Raw genomic sequence first — 19326 nt, 5'->3', positions numbered from 1 at the left:
TATGAGTCTGCCGCTTTTTCCGCTGAACACGGTGCTGTTCCCCGGCTGCAACCTCGATCTGCAGATCTTCGAGGCGCGCTACCTCGACATGATCGGCCGCTGCATGAAGCAGGGCGTCGGTTTCGGTGTGGTGTGCATTCTGGAGGGCAACGAAGTCGGTGTGGCACCAGAAGGTTTCGCAATGGTTGGCTGCGAGGCGCGGATCACCGATTTCCAGCAACAGGACAACGGCCTGCTCGGCATTCGCGTCCAGGGCGGGCGGCGTTTCACGGTGTTGCGCACCGAAGTGCAGCGCGATCAGTTGATCGTCGCCGACGTCGAATGGCTGGACGATGAGCCCGAGCAACCGTTGCAGGACGAGGACGCCGATCTGGTCGCGCTGCTCAAGGCGCTGGCCGAACACCCGATGGTCGAAGCGTTGGACATGGGCACTGAAGCCGCCGGTCAACAGTCACTGGCCAATCAGCTTGCCTACCTGTTGCCGTTCGCCGAAGAAGACAAGATCGATCTGCTGCAACTCGACGACCCTCAGCAACGGCTGGATGCGATCCAGGCATTACTCGACGAGTTGCAGGGCGAACTGTTCGCCTAGTTTCACTTGCAAAACGCATGACTCAAGGCGCAAACGAAGATCAGCGCAGGCCCACCCTGACACGATGTTGAAACCGGCAGCGCACCGTCAGCTCATGTTGACCGGGATGAACAGACCTTCGCGGTCGACGCGCTCTTGCAGATCATTGAGCAGGCGCCATTGATTGCTCACCGAGTTGTAAACCAGCGTGCCCGCTGTCTCGGGTTTGTAACCGATGTGGGTGACGTAGACCCGCGCGGCCAGTTCGTGGCGCTGTTTGTGCTTGTCGATATCCGTCAGCAATGCCTCGACACTGGCGTAGCCACGAGCATCGATCACATACAGCTGCAACACCTCAAACAGCAGCGAGACTTCATAAATGTTGCCGGCTGACGTCACCACACAAATGGACTCCACCGGAGTGTCATCCAAGATGTCCGGCAACTCCACCGTGACGCTGGCAATGCGCAGGCGGTTGCCCTGGAGCTGAATGTCGGCGCGCGTGACGGTTTCTGTCAGGGCACGGGTGAACAGATTCCATCTCGATGCATTGGCCGTTTTTGCCGCAGCGCCCGGTGTGGCCAGACGCAGGATGCTGTTGCTGGCGAGATAAACGTCGTAGGTCGCGCTTTTGCCTTCGAGCAGATAAATCCCGGTGTGCGGCCGCGATTCGATGACCACTTTGCTGTTCTGGGTGCCCAGTGATGGTTTCTCGCTGACCAGCGGACGGATGAATGGATATTTTCCGTTGCGCCGCTTCAACCAGCTCCGCGAGCTGAGCACACGGATTCCGGGGTTTCTGGCGTCGTCCCGGTAATCGAACGCGGGCACCTGCACGCGGTATGAAACGTCATCCTGCATGACCAGCATGATGTCCCGGGCCAGAAGCGGTGTCGTGACCTTCAGGCTGTTTTGGCCACTGTAGCCCGTCGCGGCGGCAATCGTCTGGATCACGCCTTTGAAGGCCAGCACCTTGGATGGCAGCAGAATCGACAGGCTGATGTTGTTGTAGGTCAGGTGCGTATTGCCCGAAACACCCTGGCGCACTTCCAGGCCATAGCTGACCACCACGTCGACAATCTCGCTGTCCTGGTAATCCAGGTAAATGGTGCGGGCGCCGGTAGCGTTGCCTGTGGCGACGAATTCGACCCTGTGCTCGGTACGTGCGACGAAGTGGCGCTGCACGCCCTGACCGTCCAGCGCCACCGTGCCACCGTTGACGATTGCCGGGGCGGGTGCCGACCGTCCGCTGACAGTGACGGCAACCTCGATGTCCTGACTCAATGCTTCACCAGGCCGAGTGGGCAGTTGCGCGCGCAGTTCATAGCCATCGAGAGTGCGGAACACCCACCGAGCATTGCTCAATTGACGCTGACCGTTGACCGTCTGGTAGACGTTTTCAAGGGTCAGCACATGGTCGGGGTCGCTGCCGTCCCTGCCGCGCAAGGAGTTGACCACCAGTGAGGTGCCGATGATTTGCCAGCGTTGAATGACCGCCATCGGCCAGCCGAGTTCGATCAGGCTCGAATGGTCGCCACATTCGATGATCGTTGTACGTGCATTGGTGTCGGCGATGTAATAGCGATCTTCGCCGCCGCCGCCCTCAACCGTGCACTCGGTACCAGTGATTGCGATCGTGTCGTTGCCGTCGCCGGCGCTGATGCGGTCGTAACCGTTGGCGGAAATCTGGTTGGGCTGTTCATTGCCCGTGATAGTGCTCGTGCCTTTGCGCAAGGTCGCAACGTTTTCAATGGAGGTCAGGTGGGCGACTTCGAGGGTGTCGTTCGCAGAGTCCGGGCTGCGAAGTGAGACCTTGCCGGTTTGCAGGTTGACGTCGTGACCGATGTAACGCGTGTCGGTAATCGGGCGGACGCCTTCGAACGCAACCAGGTCGTTGCCCGAGCCGCCATCCAGCACATTGATGTGCGGCGGTTTGCTCGATCGATCCAGTTCCTGATCAGAGACTTCCTGGTAGAACGCATCATTTGTGTCGCCGCCCGTCAGTGCCTTATGGCCGTCGCGGTAGGTGAAGAGGTTGGGCCGCGCCTTGACGCCAACCACGCGGTCGTTGCCATCACCCAGGCGCCAGAACACGCCTTTGCCTTCGCCTGGGCTGCCGCTGACCATGCCTTTGAGGTTGTCGGGTAATCCGAGGCTTGCGTCGACTGCATCGTCGCCGCCGACGATCACCGCTTGGCTGTCGAGTCTGAACGGCAACTGCCCGGCGCTTTCGTCCCACTGGTAACGCCACAGTTCGACAGGGCGCAGTTCAGCGCGAAACGCGCCATTGACTACCTGTGCGATGGAGTCCTTGTAAGCACCGGCCAGCATGTCTTTCGCCGACAGTTCGAGCTGTTTTCCATAGTCACTGTAAAGCCTGGACAGTTTGAAGCGATCCATCACCTCGGTGTCCAGTTCCTTGCCGGTGAAGGCGAACCATCCCGAGCGCAGACGCTCGAGTGTCGTCAGTTCGATGTAGTCGTCGATATCGTCGACGACCCTGGCGGCCTGATAAATCATCGATCCGCCGATGAGCAGCGCAGCGGCCGCAAGGCCGAGCGGGCCGGCAACGCTGCCGAAGCCGGCCAGCGCGGCGACGCCCAGCACCAGGCTGATACCCGCGCCCGCTACACTCAGGGCACCGCTGAAATAATGATCCTGAGCTTGTTTGCCCGATGTCGCGGCGGCGGCGTTGAAGGATTTGATCGCGTCAACGATGTCGAACGGCAAGGTAATCGCGCTGGCGAACAGTCCCGCACCACGGCTCATGTATTTGCCGATTGAGGTCAGCGCAAAACCCTTCAGTACATTGCTGCCCTGAGTGAGCATCGCCTGGCCTGTTCTGGTCAGGCCCTGCTCGATGATCAGCGAGCCGAGTTCTGCAGCAATGAATCCGCCGTAGTACAGCATTTCCAGTGCCTCGCCTTTCTTGATCGCATCGGTCAGCGCCATGTAACTGCTGTAGATGCCGAAGGCTTGCATGCCGACGCCTGCGCCGCTCATCAAATAGCTTTTGCTCTTGTTGATCCAGCCCGGTGTGTTTTCAAACGCGTCCGCACGGTGGATTTCCAGCTTTTGCGCAGCCTTGCCCAGCTTGTTGAGACGATCCATGGCGCTGCCGGAAACCAGTGGTGTATCACTGATGAACAGTGGGCCGGCATCAATCGAGCGCTTGCAGGCAATTTCGTAGAACAGCATTGCGGCTATGTCATTGGCGGGGAAATCCACGGCCTGCAAGCGCGACTGCACCTGCGCCGATTGAAAATTGAGTCCGTCGAGAAATGCCTGATCCACGCTCTTCATGTGGGCGTTCGCCGCACTGACCGGTTGACCGTCAATGGTCGCCCCCAGCGCTTGCAATTCGACCCGACTGATCATGATCTCACCGATGCGTAGCAGGCCCAGATGCTTGTCCAGGGCTTTGAGGGTTTTGCGAAGCGACGGATCAATGTCAGGCGCCTGCGTCTGATTGCGCATATGGGTGGGCGGCGCATGGGGATTCGCCGAGACGTCGATGGGGGTAACTTCAAGTGCGCGAACGTGGGCGATATGGGTCGCAGGGACGATGAGTTTCGACACGTATTAATCCTTTAATGGTGTGCATGAGGGTGCCGGTCTCCTCTCCGGCGTTGTATGGGCGTGCCCGGTTCAGGGCCAGGCGATGTCGTATGCAAACTCGTTCTTGTTGCCCGACAGCCTGAGGACTGGCAGTCCCGCCGCTTCCACTTTGTCGATCAGTCGGTCGTATTGGAATTTGTTGGCATGCCCGGCATGGGTCGCCGCCTCGATACGCTCAGCGTCCGCGCCGGCCTGTTCCTTGATGTCTGCGACTCTGGCGCCTTTGCTCAGGTCTGTGTTCAGCAACCAGATACGCTCGGCTGGAACTCCGCTGCGGGTGACTGAAATCAGCCCCTCGAAATCGTCGGAGGGAAACCAGGTCGGCGGGTTCTCACGCGCAGCGGAATTGAACGCCATGTTCTCTTCGTGCGGGACGACTTCCAGATTGCGCGTGTCGAGGGCGTACATGAACATTTCTGTCTGCCGCGTGCGTGAGGACCGATAACCCCGCTCGTGATCCCAGGCGACGGGACTCTCAGGATCAGACCAGTCGGATGAGGAACTGCTTGAATCATCGGCGTCGCTTGCGCCGCTGTCTGAGCTGCTGTCACCCGCGTCGCGTCCCGGATATTTATGGGTCTGGCTGTTGAAACGCAGGTATGCGGGATCGGGGGCGCTGGCATACATCTGGCCCTGCTCGAGACTGAACGTCGCGCTGATCGGCTTGTGCGTGGTGGCGCCGGGTTTGTGGTGGTAGCGGGGCAGCATGGTGCCGTCATTCGCCAGCTCGAACGGCGTGCGCTCGTCACCGCGAAACAGTGCCGGGATGTCCGTGCGATACAGGCAATTGTGTTTGTTGCGCAGGTAACCGAGCTGTTTCAACAGCGCTTCGCGGACCTCGGGGGTCAGGCCTTGTTCGGCGTCGTACCAGTCGTGGCGGGCATTGTGCTTGAGGTTGAGCTGCTCGACCGCATCTGTGGCCAATTGCTCAAAGCGTTGCGGGTGGGTGATGTCATCCAACAGGCGCTTGTGCGCCAGTGCCCAGGCTGGAATCGCCAGATGGTCGCTCATCTCCTGCTGCAAGCGGGTCAATTGCCTGGGCAGCAGATTGAACGATTGCAGAAAGGCTTCGCGCTCTGCACGGCTCATCTGTGGATGCAGCCAGCGCAGCGAGTCGCGCAGCAGATCGGTCAGCGGATTTCCGGTGGTTGTGGGATGTGCCCACTGTGGCGGCATGCCGCTGGCCTGAGCTTCGACACGAAAGCGCGCGATGTCCTGGCCCTGCAAGCCATATAGCTGCCAGATCTCATGATCGGTCCACTGTTTGAGGTGGGTCGGCGACGCCGCGAATCCGCCCGACGGAGGATCTACCGGAATGAAATTGCCAAATGAATCCCTGAAGGCGAACAGGGGGGCGTCTGTGCGCGCTGCAAAAAGCGGATGCATTTCGTAGTAACCCTGAGCATCCGGCGAACGCCCCGATGGACTGTAACGGCTTTGATTGATGGGCGTTGTCGCGGGGGCGAGCCGTGCTCGCTTCGGCGCGGGTTGTTCGGTCAGGCGCCAGGTGGGGCTGTCTGCGTTTTTATACAAAAGCGGTCCGGAGGGCACGCGCTCGGTCAGCAACTTGCTGCGCCATGCGCCGGTTTCATCCACGCCGACGTGAGTGGTTTGCAAAGCGCCCTGATATTCGACGTCGACGAACTTTCTGCCAACGACCCAGCGAAATCCATCGGGGTCAGCGGGCTTCATCCCACGCAGAAAAGCCTCTGACAACCAGTAATCGGTTATTGAAGTGGAATGTTCAGAACGATAAGCGCCATGTGCCGGTAACTGGAAGATTTCGATCGCCGGAAGTCTCGGGTTTGCATCGGCGAGGGGGCTGCCGGAAGTTGTTGGGGGCAGCGTCTGATCGTGACTACCGGTCCTTCTCGATATTTCAACGGCGCTGGCATCGATCAAGGGGCGATGTGGTGCCGGTGCGTGCGGATCAGTTTGATGCGGCGTTGTAACAGGCGTCTTGCGGGGTATCTTTGGACTCATGAATAACTCGACAAAGAATGAATTGATAAATGCCTCGGCAGAACTTCAATGCCGGGTCCGGATAAATATTGATTGTTGGCAAGTGCTCAAGCCGGGCGGATTGAACTCACGGATTTTCTGTTGCGCGAAATACTTCGCCACCGTGTTCCGGCTGGACTATGTAACGCTAGTTTGGCGTCGATTGGGAATGCGGAAACGTCGGTTTTATAACCAGGAAAGTTAACCGCAGGAGGGGAAGTTTGCGTAGGTAATCAACGCCGCTCTTGTCGGAATATTCCAAAAGAGCGGCGTATAAAAAATCCGGCTTGTGAGTTGTCTGTTTTTAGTAGGCGTAACGCAACAATGTATGTGGCAAGTGGCGCAGTACGAAGAAGCCGAACAGAGCAACCATCGATGGCAGGATCAGCCACCAGATCTTGAACGGCATCGCATTAAGGGACGCCTGCCGTTGGCTCAACCACAGCATCGCAGCACACACGCAACTGGCGAGCATCGCCCCGGCCAATATGTCGGTTGGCCAGTGCGCGCCGAGATACACCCGCGACAGGGCGATAGAGAGGGCCGGGATGCAGGCAATCAGCAGCCAGGTCAGGCGCATGCGCGGCGGCTGACCGCGCCCGGCCAGCACGCCCAGCGTCAGGAACAGGGCGAACGCGCCAGAAGCGTGGCCGCTGGGCATGCTGTAGGTGGTCAATGGATCGCTGAGCACTTCCGGGCGCACCCGGGCGAAAAAATACTTGGTTCCGGTATTGGCCATTGCGGTGACCAACATGGTGGCGCCCGCGAACATTGCCTGGCGCCACTGCTTGCACAGCACCAGCAGAATGACGAGCAGGGCACTGAACAGCAGCATGTTGCGGAATTCGCCGATCAGGGTCAGCGTCACGGCGATTTCGTCCAGCGCTGGCTGGCGGTGCTCCTGCACCAGGGTCATCACGCCGTTGTCGAGCGCGGTGAGGTATGGATAGCCGATGAACAGACCGATCAGGATCAGCAGGCTCATGCTGCCAATCCAGATTGTCGCGCGACGATGGCGGCGCACGCTGCTGTTGACGCTCAGGCCGACCATCACCGCGATGCTGGCGGCGACAATCCCGGCCTCCAGCCAGAACCCTTCAGGCAATGGCAGACGGAACGCCGCGCCGGTGGCCCAGCCCGGCAGCAGATAAGCCAGGCTCCAGCCAGCAGCGGCCAACAGGCTGACGGCGAAAAAACGCGGGAAGGGCATGTCGCACATCCCGGCGACCATTGGCAGCATTGGTCGTAGCGGGCCGATGAAACGCCCGACCAGCAAGCTGGCGATGCCATAGCGCTGGAAGTACGACTCGGCGCCGGCCATCCATTCCGGGTGATGGCGCAGGCCCGGCAGGCGGCGGATGTTCTGATGGAAATGCCGCCCCAGGAAGTACGAAATCAAGTCGCCGAGGATGCCGCCAAGAAAGCCCAGCAGCAGCGTTTCGCTCAATGACAGCGCGCCACTGCCGGCCAGTACCGCCACGCCGAACAACAGCACCGTGCCCGGCACGATCAGCCCGGCGATCGCCAGACATTCCACGCACGCAACGATGAACACCGCTGCGGCCAACCACTGCGGATTGGCGCCGAGCCATCCGGTGATGCTATCGAGCCATGGGCCCATACAGAAAAACTCCATTCATTCTTTAAGTAATTGTTTCGCGGTGGACTGCTGACCTGTGGGAGCGAGCCTGCTCGCGAATACGCTGTGTCAGACGATAGAAGCGTTGGCTGGCACGACCCCTTCGCGAGCAGGCTCGCTCCCACAGGGGGACATCATTTATTAGCGGATTCGGCTTCAGCGCCGGGAAGCAGGAAATAATCCCGGCCTTCGACCTGACCCCGTCGCAGCGGGTTCCGCGTGCACCATTGCGCATACGCAGCGTCAACGAAGCGATACATCAAGTGTTCATCACGGCCCAGCGGAATGCCCAACCGGGTGGTTTGAATGATCTGCGCGGGTGGCGGTCCCGGGTCCTCGACCAGCAACAGTTCATGATCGAAACGCTTGGCGTCCCACATCGGCACTTTCAAACCCAGCGCCTTGCACAGCAGGGTCTGTCCGGCGCAGAGCTTCTGTGTCGGACGCGGTCGGCCCTGGGCATCGGGATTGTTCAGCAGCATCTGCGCCAGACTTGCCGGACCGCTCACTTCATCGACCCACGGATAGGCGGATTTGATCAGCACCGCGTTGCCCGGCCCCTGCGCACTGAAGTTCAGCGAATCACCGCCGCGTGCGTAGTACATATAGATGTGGCCGCCATCCAGAAACAAAGCCTTACGCTTTTCTGTATAGCCGAGCGAGGCGTGGCTGCCTTTTTCCGCGCAGTAATAGGCTTCGGTTTCGATAATTCGCGCACTCAGCCACAGATCGCCGACGCGATGGCGGATGACTTTGCCGAGCAGCGCCTGCGCCAGCACCTGGGCGTCGCGGTCGAAAAAACTGTCCGGCAGGCCCACGGGCAGGCGCGCGGACTCGGGGCAAAGGGGCACGTTGGTCATGATGGGCAAGGTTTATCCAGGCTCAAGAGGTCGTGATGATAACAACGCTGAGCTTAATTACGTCTGAACGCCGGCCAAACGCAGCTCATTTCGACCATCCGCCCGTCACCGCTGTTAGTCCCGGGACGCGACAGCTATAATCTGCCGCTTTCCTCTTTGCCAAGACCCCAGCAGACCATGACTGAGTCCGTTCTTGACTACATGACCCGATTGGGTCGCGCCGCCCGCGCTGCCTCCAAGGTCATCGGTCGCGCCAGCACCGCGCAGAAAAACCGCGCCTTGCAGGCTGCCGCCAATGCTCTGGACGCTGCGCGCGCCGAGCTGGCCGCCGCCAATGAGCTGGATCTGGCTGCCGGTCGCGCCAACGGTCTGGAGCCGGCGCTGCTGGAGCGTCTGGAACTGACCCCGGCACGCATCGACGGCATGATCGTCGGCTTGCGTCAGGTTGCTGCACTGGCGGATCCGGTCGGTGCGATCCGCGACATGAGCTTCCGTCCGTCGGGTATTCAGGTCGGCAAGATGCGTGTACCGCTGGGCGTGATCGGGATCATCTACGAATCCCGTCCGAACGTGACCATCGATGCCGCCAGTCTGTGCCTGAAGTCCGGCAACGCGACCATCCTGCGCGGTGGCTCCGAGGCAATTCATTCCAATCGCGCGATTGCCGCGTGCATTCAGCGCGGTCTGGCCGAGGCCGAATTGCCCGCCGCCGTGGTGCAAGTGGTCGAAACCACTGACCGTGCCGCTGTCGGCGCGCTGATCAGCATGCCGGAATACGTCGACGTCATCGTGCCCCGTGGCGGTCGTGGCCTGATCGAACGCATCAGCCGCGATGCTCGCGTACCGGTGATCAAGCACCTGGACGGCATCTGCCACGTTTACGTCAGTGAACATGCCGATCTGGCCAAAGCCCAAAGCATCGCCTTCAACGCCAAGACCTACCGTTATGGCATCTGCGGCGCGATGGAAACCCTGCTGGTCGATCAGGCTGTTGCCAGGGATTTCCTGCCTTCGATGGCCGCGCAGTTCCGCGAAAAAGGCGTCGAGCTGCGCGGTTGCGAGCGCACCCGGGCGATCATCGAAGCGGTCGCGGCCAGCGAAGACGACTGGCACACCGAGTATCTGGCGCCGATTCTGTCGATCCGCGTGGTCGACGGTCTGGAGCAGGCGATCGAACACATCAACCATTACGGCTCCCATCACACCGACTCGATCGTCAGCGAAAACCTCGCTGACACCCGCCGGTTCGTGGCGGAAGTCGACTCGGCCTCGGTGATGATCAACACGCCGACCTGCTTTGCCGATGGATTTGAATACGGATTGGGTGCCGAGATCGGCATTTCTACTGATAAGCTGCACGCCCGCGGCCCGGTCGGGCTTGAGGGGCTGACCTGCGAGAAGTACATCGTGGTCGGCGATGGCCAGTTGCGCGGCCAGGCGACGGTCTGACTTGACCGACCTCGACCTGACAGCGCCGCACACCGGCAGCGAGTCGCGCCCGCAACGCATTGGCGTGCTGGGCGGTACGTTCGACCCGGTGCACATCGGCCATTTGCGTGGCGCGCTGGAAGTCGTCGAAGCGCTGGCGCTGGACGAGTTGCGCCTGATGCCGAACGCGCGGCCGCCACATCGCGGGACGCCGCAGGTGTCGGCGCAGGACCGGCTGGCGATGGTCGAGTGCGCGGTGGCCGGATTGCCGCCGCTGGTGGTGGACGCCCGCGAATTGCAGCGGGACAAACCGTCCTGGACCATCGATACCCTGGAGTCGCTGCGCGCAGAGATGCCCGCCGAGACCCAGGTTTTTCTGCTTTTGGGCTGGGACGCATTTTGCGGCCTGCCCACTTGGCACCGCTGGGAAGAGTTGCTCCAGCATTGCCACATCCTGGTGCTACAGCGCCCGGACGCCGACAGCGAACCGCCGGATGCCTTGCGCAACCTGCTGGCAGCGCGTTCGGTGAGCGACCCGCTGGCCCTGAAAGGGCCGAGCGGACAGATTGCATTCGTCTGGCAGACACCGCTCGCGGTTTCCGCCACCCAGATCCGTCAACTGCTGGCCAGCGGTAAGTCGGTACGTTTCCTGGTGCCCGACGCGGTCCTGGCCTACATCGATGCGCACGGTCTGTACCGTGCGTCGAACTGAACAAGGCGCGCTTCACCGATACGGATCACCGTATCCCCAAGCCGCCGAATACATGAGCAAAACGAGTTACATATGACTGATAAAGATCTACCGAAAGTAAAGCGCAAAGGCACGTTCAAGAGCGCACCACTGCCGGAAGCCGTCAACACCAACGAGCCGCTCAAGGGCGACGAACTGGTCAAGATTGCCGTCGCTGCGCTGGAAGACGTCAAGGCCCAGGACATCCAGATCATCGATGTGCGCGACAAGCAGAGCATCACTGACTACATGATCATCGCCACCGGTACCTCCAATCGCCAGATCAACGCGATGCTGGACAAGGTCCGCGAGGAAGTGAAAAAGCAGGGCGCCAAGCCGCTGGGCGAAGAAGGCAAGGGCGACAGCGACTGGGTACTGCTCGACCTCGATCTGGTGATCGTGCACATGATGACTGCCTCGGCGCGTCAGTTCTACGACCTGGAGCGCCTGTGGGCCGGTGCCGAGCAAAGCCGTGCGGCCGATGCCAAGCACCACAGCCCGGAGAACACCCACGAGCATTTCACCAAGCTCAACAAAGACCAGTTCTAAGGGATTGCTGTGCGACTGCGCCTGATCGCCGTCGGTTCACGCATGCCCAAGTGGGTGGAAGAAGGCTGGCATGAATATGCCAAGCGTCTTCCGTCCGAACTGGCGCTGGAACTGGTGGAAATTCCGCTCAACACCCGTGGCAAGAATGCCGACGTGGCACGTTTCATCCGCCAGGAAGGCGAAGCCATGCTGGCCAAGGTCGGGCACAACGAGCGGGTCGTCACGCTGGAGGTTCACGGCAAGCCGTGGAGCACCGAGCAACTGGCGGTCGAACTCGATCGCTGGCGCCTGGATTCGCGCACGGTCAACTTCATGGTCGGCGGCCCGGAAGGGCTGGCACCGGAAGTCTGTGCCCGCGCTGACCAGCGCTGGTCGTTGTCGCCGCTGACCTTGCCGCACCCGCTGGTGCGGATCCTGATCGGCGAACAGTTGTACCGTGCCTGGACCGTGTTGTCCGGCCACCCTTACCACAAGTAAGCCTGCCCTCATGTCTCAGCCGATCCGCATCAAGGACCACGAAAAGGACGCCCGTCTGGTGCGCAGCCGTGTCGTGTTCGGTGCGATCGTGATCGTGGCGCTGATCTGTGTGCTGATCGCGCGTCTGTATTACCTGCAGGTGATCCAGTACGAGTACCACTCGACCCTGTCGGAAAACAACCGCGTCCACGTGCAGCCGATTCCGCCGACGCGCGGGCTGATTTTCGATCGCAACGGCGTGGTCGTGGCCGACAACCGGCCGAGCTTCAGCCTGAGCATGACCCGCGAGCGCTCCGGCGACTGGCAACAGGTGCTCGACGTCATCGTCGAGGTGCTGGAGCTGACGCCCGAGGACCGGGTGATCTTCGAGAAACGCATGCGTCAGGGCCGTCGGCCGTTCGAGCCGGTGCCGATCCTGTTCGAGCTGACCGAAGAGCAGATCGCCCGCATTGCGGTGAACCAGTTCCGCCTGCCCGGGGTGGAAGTGGTCGCGCAACTGGTCCGGCATTACCCGCAGGGCGCGCATTTTGCGCATTCGGTGGGCTACATGGGGCGGATCAACGAGAAAGAGCTGAAGTCGCTGGATCCGGTCAACTACAGCGGCACCCACCACATCGGCAAGACCGGCATCGAGCGTTTCTACGAGCCGGAATTGCACGGTCAGGTCGGTTACGAGGAAGTCGAGACCAACGCCCGTGGCCGCGTATTGCGCGTGCTCAAACGCACCGATCCGATTCCCGGCAAGGACATCGTCCTGAGCCTCGACATCAAGTTGCAGGAAGCCGCCGAGGCCGCGCTGGGCGGGCGACGTGGCGCGGTGGTGGCGCTCGATCCGAAAACCGGCGAAGTGCTGGCGATGGTCAGTCAGCCGAGCTTCGACCCCAACCTGTTCGTCACCGGTATCAGCTTCAAGGCCTACGCCGAGTTGCGCGATTCCATCGACCGGCCGTTGTTCAACCGCGTGCTGCGCGGTCTGTACCCGCCGGGCTCGACGATCAAACCGGCGGTGGCAATTGCCGGTCTCGACGCTGGCGTAGTCACGGCTTCGAGCCGGGTGTTCGACCCGGGCTATTACATGCTGCCCAACTACGACCACAAGTATCGCAACTGGAACCGTACCGGTGACGGCTTCGTCGACCTCGACACGGCGATCATGCGGTCCAACGACACCTACTTCTATGACCTGGCGCACAAGCTCGGCATCGATCGGCTGTCGACCTATATGAACAAGTTCGGCATCGGCCAGAAGGTCTCGCTGGACATGTTCGAAGAATCCCCGGGCCTGATGCCGTCGCGCGAATGGAAACGCGCGACGCGCAAACAGGCGTGGTTCCCCGGCGAAACCCTGATTCTCGGGATCGGCCAGGGCTACATGCAGTCGACGCCGCTGCAATTGGCCCAGGCCACGGCGCTGGTGGCCAACAAAGGCATCTGGAACCGTCCGCACCTGGCCAAGTCCCTCGACGGGGTGAAGCCGGTGGATGAAAACCCGATGCCGAACATCGTCCTGCGCGACCCGTCCGACTGGAACAAGGTCAACCACGGCATGCAGCAGGTGATGCACGGTGCCCGTGGCACCGCGCGCAAAGCGGCGATCGGCGCGCAATACCGCATCGCCGGCAAGTCCGGTACCGCGCAGGTGGTGGCGATCAAGCAGGGCGAGAAATACGACCGCTCCAAGGTCCAGGAACGCCACCGCGACCACGCCCTGTTCGTCGGCTTCGCCCCGGCCGATGATCCGAAAATCGTCGTGTCGGTGATGGTCGAGAACGGTGAGTCCGGTTCCGGCGTTGCCGCGCCCGTGGTGCGCCAGGTCATGGACGCCTGGTTGCTCGACCAGGACGGCCACCTGAAAGCCGAGTACGCCAGCCCTATCACTGCGGAGGCCCCGGCCCGTGATGAATAACTTCGATCGCATGCTCTCCAGCGAGGATGTGATGCGTCGCCGCGCGACGTTGCTGCAAAGACTGCATATCGATGGCCCGCTGTTGATCCTGTTGCTGATCCTCGCCGCCGGCAGCCTGTTCGTGCTGTATTCGGCCAGCGGCAAGAGCTGGGACCTGCTCGGCAAGCAGGCCACGTCGTTCGGCATCGGTCTGGTGGCGATGATCGTCATCGCCCAGTTCGAACCGCGTTTCATGGCGCGCTGGGTGCCGCTCGGTTACGTGATCGGCGTGATATTGCTGATCGTCGTCGACATCATGGGCCACAACGCCATGGGCGCCACGCGCTGGATCAACATCCCCGGGGTGATCCGCTTCCAGCCCTCGGAGTTCATGAAGATCCTGATGCCGGCGACCATCGCCTGGTATCTGTCCAAACGCACCTTGCCGCCGCAGCTCAAGCACGTCGGCATCAGCCTGATGCTGATTGGCGTGCCGTTCATTCTGATCGTGCGCCAGCCGGATCTCGGTACCTCGTTGCTGATTCTTGCCGGTGGCGCCTTCGTCCTGTTCATGGGCGGCCTGCGCTGGCGCTGGATTCTCAGCGTATTGGCGGCGGCGGTGCCGGTGTCGGTGGCGATGTGGTTCTTCGTCATGCACGACTATCAGAAGCAGCGTGTCCTGACTTTCCTCGACCCGGAAAGCGATCCGCTCGGCACCGGCTGGAACATCATCCAGTCGAAAGCCGCGATCGGTTCCGGTGGCGTATTCGGCAAAGGCTGGCTGCTCGGCACCCAGTCACACCTGGACTTTCTCCCGGAAAGCCACACCGACTTCATCATTGCCGTGCTTGGCGAAGAGTTCGGTCTGGTGGGGATTTGCGCGCTGCTGCTGATCTATCTGTTGTTGATCGGTCGCGGGCTGGTGATCACCGCTCAGGCGCAAACGCTGTTCGGCAAATTGCTCGCCGGCGCGTTGACCATGACTTTTTTTGTTTACGTTTTCGTCAACATCGGTATGGTCAGTGGCCTGTTACCGGTCGTGGGGGTGCCGTTGCCGTTCATTAGCTACGGAGGAACTTCGCTGGTGACGTTGCTGTCAGCGTTTGGGGTTTTGATGTCGATCCATACCCATCGCAAGTGGATCGCACAGGTTTGAATAAGGTGAAGAGTGCAATGCAAGTAATGCGTGGCTGGGCGACTCGATGCGCGCCGCTGGTTGGCCTGGTGGGCCTGCTGGGGAGCGTGCAGGAAGCGCTGGCCGGCGACTATGAAGGCTCGCCGCAGGTGGCCGAATTCGTCGGCGAAATGACCCGCGACTACGGTTTCGCCGGTGAACAACTGATGGGTGTGTTCCGCGAGGCGCAGCGCAAGCAGTCGATTCTCGACGCCATCTCCAGACCCGCCGAACGGGTCAAGCAGTGGAACGAATATCGTCCGATGTTCATCACCGACGCGCGCATCGCCCGTGGTGTCGACTTCTGGCGTCAGCACGAGGCGACCCTGGCCCGTGCCGAGCAGGAATACGGCGTGCCGGCACAAGTGATCGTGTCGATCATCGGCGTCGAGACCTTTTTCGGACGTAATACCGGTAATTTCCGCGTGATCGATGCTTTATCGACCCTCGGCTTCGACTATCCTCCCCGTGCCGAATTTTTCCGCAAGGAACTGCGTGAGTTCCTGCTGCTGGCCCGCGAAGAGCAGGTCGATCCACTGACCCTGAAAGGCTCGTACGCCGGGGCCATGGGCCTGCCGCAGTTCATGCCGAGCAGCTTTCGCGCCTACGCGGTGGATTTCGACGGTGACGGCCACATCAATATCTGGAACAACCCGGACGATGCCATTGGCAGCGTCGCCAGCTACTTCAAGCGTCACGGCTGGGTCGCCGGCGAACCGGTGGTCAGCCGTGCCGATGTACGCGGCGAGCAGGTTGATGAAGGCCTGACTACTGGTATCGAACCGGTGAAAACGGTCGCAGAGTTGCGGGCGCTGGGCTGGTCAAGTCATGATGCGCTGCGCGATGATATGCCGGTTACCGCATTTCGCCTCGAAGGCGACAACGGCCCTGAATACTGGATGGGCCTGCAGAATTTCTACGCGATCACGCGTTATAACCGCAGCGTGATGTACGCCATGGCCGTACATCAACTGTCTGAACAGCTGGTACAAGCACGGGGCGTCAAGTAATGCAGGCATTGCCTAACAATAAACCCCTGAAGCTGGTGGCTTTCGCTGCGTTGGCAGTCCTGGTCGCCAGTTGCACGACCAGCCGCACGCCGACGCAGAAAACCCCGTCCACCGCTGTCCGCGCCCAACCGGGCCTGGACATCAACCGCGCGCACAAAGACGGCGCGCCTTGGTGGGATGTCGATGTTTCGCGCATCCCGGATGCGACACCGACCCTGCACACCGGCCCGTACAAGGCCAATCCGTACACCGTGCTGGGCAAGACCTACTTTCCGTTGCAGGAATCCAAGACCTACGTGGCTTCGGGCACAGCGTCCTGGTACGGCACCAAGTTCCATGGCCAGAACACCGCCAACGGCGAAGTGTATGACCTGTACGGCATGAGTGCCGCGCACAAGACCTTGCCGCTGCCAAGTTACGTTCGGGTGACCAACCTGGACAACAACAAGACCGTGATCCTGCGCGTCAACGACCGTGGGCCGTTCTATTCCGATCGAATCATTGACTTGTCTTATGCTGCGGCGAAGAAGCTCGGCTATGCCGAAACCGGCACCGCACGGGTCAAGGTCGAAGGCATCGATCCGCAGCAGTGGTGGGCGGCCAAGGGCCGTCCGGCGCCGCTGATGCTCAATGAGCCGCAAGTGGCGCAGAATAGCGCCCCGGTCATCACCGCGTCGGCCGGTACCGTCGAGCAATGGACGCCGCCGCCGCAGCAACACGCCGCGGCCGTGGTGCCCGTGCAGATCGATGCAAAAAAACGCTTCTGCACCAGCGTCTGGCCAGTATCTGCAGGTGGGCGCGTTCGCCAACCCGGACGCTGCCGAGCTGCTGAGGTCGAAGCTCAGCGGGATGGTGAGCGCGCCGGTGTTCATCAGCTCGATCGTGCGCAATCAGCAGACCCTGCACCGGGTACGCCTGGGGCCGATCGGCTCGCCGGGTGAGATCGCCCAGGTGCAGAACAGTGTGCGGCTGGCCAATCTGGGTTCGCCCAGCGTGGTCACCGAGTAACACGTAGACCTTGATTGACGGTTCACTTGCGGTATTCGGGGGGTGAACCAGGTTGTTGGCTCGTCGAAGAACAAAAGCCCGGCAAGGGTGACTGGAGTGAGCAACTGAACACGCGATGGCCCGTTAGAAGGCTGTCTGAATAAGTTTTGCCTTCGGGCAAGTTTCCATTAGCGATTTCGAGAGACGGATGAACATCACCACCTTTGCCAAACGCCTGTGTCTGCTAGTCCCGCTGCTCCTCTCGCCAGCCGCCTTCGCGGCCGAGATGATGCCGTCGCCACCGCAACTGGCCGCCAAGGCCTATGTTCTGATGGACGCCAGCAGCGGCAACGTGCTGGTCGAAAACAACGGCGACCAGCGTCTGCCACCGGCCAGCCTGACCAAGCTGATGACCGCCTACATCGCGACCCTGGAAATCCGTCGCGGCCAGATCGGTGAAAACGATCCGGTGACCGTCAGCGAAAACGCCTGGCGCACCGGCGGTTCGCGGATGTTCATCAAGGTCGGTTCGCAGGTGACTGTCAGCGACCTGCTGCACGGCATCATCATCCAGTCGGGTAACGACGCCAGCGTCGCCCTGGCCGAGCACATCGCCGGCAGCGAAGACGCGTTCGCCGATCTGATGAACAAGACCGTCACCGAACTGGGCATGACCAATACCCACTTCATGAACCCGACCGGTCTGCCAAACCCTGAGCACTACTCGTCGGCGCACGACATGGCGATCCTGGCCCGTGCGATCATCCACGAAGACCCGGCTCACTATGCGATCTACTCGCAGAAAGAGTTCTTCTGGAACGGCATCAAGCAGCCTAACCGCAACCTGCTGCTGTGGCGCGACAAGACCGTTGACGGTCTGAAAACCGGCCACACCGATGAAGCCGGCTACTGCATGGTGTCCTCGGCTGTACGTGATGGCCAGCGCCTGATCGCCGTGGTGTTCGGTACCAACAGCGAAGTGGCTCGCGCCGCTGAAACCCAGAAGTTGCTGACCTATGGTTTCCGCTTCTTCGAAACCCAGACCTTCTACCAGAAGGGCACTGAACTGGCGCAGGCGCCGGTATGGAAAGGCACCACCAGCCAGGTCAAGGCCGGTCTGGCGCAAGACCTGACCATGACTCTGCCAAAAGGCCAGCTGAAGAAGCTCGCTGCCAGCATGACCATGAACCCGCAACTGGTTGCGCCAATCGCCAAGGGCGACGTGATCGGTAAAGTCGAAGTCAAACTGGAAGACAAGGTGGTGCACAGCGCTGACCTGATCGCTCTGGACGGCGTCGAGGAGGGTGGTATCTTCCGCCGCATGTGGGATAGCATCCGTCTATTCTTCTACGGCTTGTTCAACTGATTTTGTGTTGACCTGCATGGCCCCGCCCCGATCCGGTGCGGGGCCATGTGCGTTACCACGGCTTGCGCTATAGAGGCCGTTACGCCATGACCGATACCGAAGTAAAGGCGCCAAAGATCGAATTCCCCCAGACTGATTATCCGATCAAGGTGATCAGCGATACGGGTGTTGGCAACAAGGACAAGATCATCGCGATCGTCCTGAAACACGCGACCATCAATGATGAGCGCATCGACGAGCGTCAAAGCAGCAACGGCAAGTACACCACCATCCAGTTGCACATCGTCGCCACCGACCAGGATCAGCTGTACAACATCAACAGCGAACTGCGGGCTTCCGGCATCGTGCACATGGTGTTGTGATGCACGGCACGCTGGGCTTTCGCGAGCTGGGCCAGATGGCTTACGAGCCGGTCTGGCATGCCATGCAGCGCTTTACCAACGAACGCGGCAATGCTGCAGCCGACGAGATCTGGCTCGTCGAACACCCGCCGGTGTTCACCCAGGGCCAGGCCGGCAAGGCCGAGCATCTGTTGCTGCCGGGAGATATTCCGGTGGTGCAGGTCGATCGTGGCGGCCAAGTGACTTATCATGGCCCCGGGCAACTGGTGGCCTATCTGTTACTGGATGTGCGCAAGCTGGGTTTCGGCGTGCGCGATCTGGTCAGCCGCATGGAAGCCTGCCTCATCGAACTGCTGGCCAGCTACGGCGTTAGCGCCGCCGCCAAGCCAGATGCTCCCGGCGTGTACGTCGATGGAGCGAAAATCGCTTCTCTGGGTTTGCGCATTCGCCACGGTTGTTCCTTTCATGGCCTGGCCCTGAACGTGGATATGAACCTGGAACCGTTTCGACGGATTAATCCCTGCGGCTACGCCGGGCTGGCCATGACCCAGCTGAGCGATCACGCAGGATCGATTGAATTTGCCGAGGTAAGTGCCCGGCTGCGCGCGCAGCTCGTCAAACACCTCGACTATGCTGAGCAGACGACCCTTACGGGCGGAATCGACTGATATGACTACTGATGCAGTGCAA

Annotated in this window: 15 protein-coding genes and 1 pseudogene; 12 read left to right on the top strand and 4 right to left on the bottom strand. The window is 60.9% G+C overall.

Translation table 11 applies throughout. From position 1 onward, the window contains the following. The first annotated feature begins 1 nt into the window (after position 1). Positions 2-592: an LON peptidase substrate-binding domain-containing protein gene (locus AB4N41_RS05330; RefSeq protein ID WP_041477716.1), complete on the top strand. Its 591-nt coding sequence runs from the start codon at positions 2-4 to the stop codon at positions 590-592. Positions 593-679: 87 nt separating this feature from the next. On the opposite strand, the gene AB4N41_RS05325 is transcribed toward AB4N41_RS05330, so the two are convergent. From AB4N41_RS05325 to AB4N41_RS05310, 4 genes are all read right to left on the bottom strand, one after another. Then, complete coding sequence (locus tag AB4N41_RS05325) at positions 680-4150, bottom strand: calcium-binding protein (protein ID WP_460138357.1); 3471 nt, start codon at positions 4148-4150, stop codon at positions 680-682. Positions 4151-4219: 69 nt separating this feature from the next. Further along, entirely contained in the window at positions 4220-6091 is a 1872-nt protein-coding gene (locus AB4N41_RS05320; protein WP_252876960.1) for a hypothetical protein, read from the bottom strand. A 403-nt stretch (positions 6092-6494) separates the two neighbouring features. After that, positions 6495-7811 carry a bifunctional DedA family/phosphatase PAP2 family protein gene (locus AB4N41_RS05315; RefSeq protein ID WP_252876959.1) on the bottom strand — a complete coding sequence of 439 codons (1317 nt, stop codon included), beginning with the start codon at positions 7809-7811 and terminating at the stop codon, positions 6495-6497. A gap of 152 nt (positions 7812-7963) precedes the next feature. Continuing rightward, positions 7964-8689 (bottom strand): DNA-3-methyladenine glycosylase, encoded by a 726-nt coding sequence (locus AB4N41_RS05310; RefSeq protein ID WP_095181905.1) that lies wholly within the window; start codon positions 8687-8689, stop codon positions 7964-7966. A gap of 177 nt (positions 8690-8866) precedes the next feature. Between AB4N41_RS05310 and AB4N41_RS05305 the strand changes: the two genes are divergently transcribed. From AB4N41_RS05305 to lipB, 11 genes and pseudogenes are all read left to right on the top strand, one after another. After that, the gene (locus AB4N41_RS05305) at positions 8867-10138 is read left to right on the top strand and encodes a glutamate-5-semialdehyde dehydrogenase (protein WP_252876958.1); all 1272 of its coding nucleotides are present in this window, start codon (positions 8867-8869) and stop codon (positions 10136-10138) included. Then, a complete protein-coding gene (gene nadD, locus AB4N41_RS05300; protein ID WP_024014451.1) occupies positions 10107-10829 on the top strand; it encodes a nicotinate-nucleotide adenylyltransferase in 723 nt (240 codons plus the stop codon). Before AB4N41_RS05305 ends, nadD begins: the two co-directional genes overlap by 32 nt. 72 nt (positions 10830-10901) lie before the next feature. Beyond that, the gene (gene rsfS, locus AB4N41_RS05295; protein ID WP_016773024.1) at positions 10902-11396 is read left to right on the top strand and encodes a ribosome silencing factor; all 495 of its coding nucleotides are present in this window, start codon (positions 10902-10904) and stop codon (positions 11394-11396) included. A gap of 9 nt (positions 11397-11405) precedes the next feature. Continuing rightward, the gene (gene rlmH / locus AB4N41_RS05290) at positions 11406-11873 is read left to right on the top strand and encodes a 23S rRNA (pseudouridine(1915)-N(3))-methyltransferase RlmH (RefSeq protein WP_095181903.1); all 468 of its coding nucleotides are present in this window, start codon (positions 11406-11408) and stop codon (positions 11871-11873) included. 10 nt (positions 11874-11883) lie between these two features. Continuing rightward, the gene (gene mrdA, locus AB4N41_RS05285; protein ID WP_071173699.1) at positions 11884-13779 is read left to right on the top strand and encodes a penicillin-binding protein 2; all 1896 of its coding nucleotides are present in this window, start codon (positions 11884-11886) and stop codon (positions 13777-13779) included. A 31-nt stretch (positions 13780-13810) separates the two neighbouring features. Then, positions 13811-14914: a rod shape-determining protein RodA gene (gene rodA / locus AB4N41_RS05280; protein WP_050977864.1), complete on the top strand. Its 1104-nt coding sequence runs from the start codon at positions 13811-13813 to the stop codon at positions 14912-14914. A 17-nt stretch (positions 14915-14931) separates the two neighbouring features. Beyond that, on the top strand, positions 14932-15942 hold the full coding sequence (mltB, locus tag AB4N41_RS05275) for a lytic murein transglycosylase B (RefSeq protein ID WP_041477722.1): 1011 nt from the start codon (positions 14932-14934) through the stop codon (positions 15940-15942). Continuing rightward, positions 15942-16950 (top strand): annotated as a pseudogene (locus AB4N41_RS05270) (septal ring lytic transglycosylase RlpA family protein). The gene mltB and the pseudogene AB4N41_RS05270 overlap by 1 nt, the downstream one beginning before the upstream one ends. A 187-nt stretch (positions 16951-17137) precedes the next feature. Continuing rightward, positions 17138-18295, top strand: a complete 1158-nt coding sequence (locus AB4N41_RS05265; RefSeq protein WP_016773028.1) for a D-alanyl-D-alanine carboxypeptidase family protein — start codon at positions 17138-17140, stop codon at positions 18293-18295. Positions 18296-18381: 86 nt separating this feature from the next. Further along, positions 18382-18657 (top strand): DUF493 domain-containing protein, encoded by a 276-nt coding sequence (locus AB4N41_RS05260; RefSeq protein WP_024014446.1) that lies wholly within the window; start codon positions 18382-18384, stop codon positions 18655-18657. Continuing rightward, a complete protein-coding gene (lipB, locus tag AB4N41_RS05255; RefSeq protein WP_076564273.1) occupies positions 18657-19304 on the top strand; it encodes a lipoyl(octanoyl) transferase LipB in 648 nt (215 codons plus the stop codon). Before AB4N41_RS05260 ends, lipB begins: the two co-directional genes overlap by 1 nt. Positions 19305-19326 lie beyond the last annotated feature (22 nt).

Source organism: Pseudomonas sp. S2_A10 (genome assembly GCF_054668465.1).
The sequence above is the reverse complement of the archived record's forward strand: the minus strand, read 5'-3'. Positions and strand labels throughout refer to the sequence as shown.